The 418-nt window shown below is 63.4% G+C and carries 1 pseudogene; it reads right to left on the bottom strand.

What is annotated here, in order from left to right:
* Positions 1–387 (bottom strand): annotated as a pseudogene (gene secA, locus E0L35_RS25750) (preprotein translocase subunit SecA); the annotation flags it as partial.
* Between the last annotated feature and the right edge of the window lie 31 nt (positions 388–418).

Below are 418 nucleotides of genomic sequence, written 5' to 3'. Positions count from 1 at the left end.
GACCACGTGCACGCCCTTGCCTTCCAGCGCGTTGAGGTACACCGGCAGGGTCGCCACCAGGGTCTTGCCTTCACCGGTGCGCATTTCTGCGATCTTGCCCAGGTGAAGCACCATGCCGCCGATCAGCTGCACGTCGTAGTGGCGCATGCCCAGCACGCGGCGGCCGGCTTCGCGGCAGACCGCGAACGCTTCCGGCAGCACCTTGTCCAGGGCTTCACCGCCGGCGATGCGCTGCTTGAAATCCGGCGTCTTGGCCTGAAGCTGCTCGTCGGAAAGCTTCTCGATCTCCGGCTCCAGCGCATTGATCTTGGCGACGATGCGGTTGAGCTGGCGCAGCTGTCGTTCGTTACGACTGCCAAATACGCGGGTAAGCAGGCTGTTGATCATTGAAGGAACCGGGTTGGATGGACACGACGCC

The organism is Halomonas sp. ATBC28 (assembly GCF_005937175.1).
Taxonomy (GTDB): Bacteria; Pseudomonadota; Gammaproteobacteria; order Pseudomonadales; family Halomonadaceae; genus Vreelandella; species Vreelandella titanicae.
The sequence above is the reverse complement of the archived record's forward strand: the minus strand, read 5'-3'. Positions and strand labels throughout refer to the sequence as shown.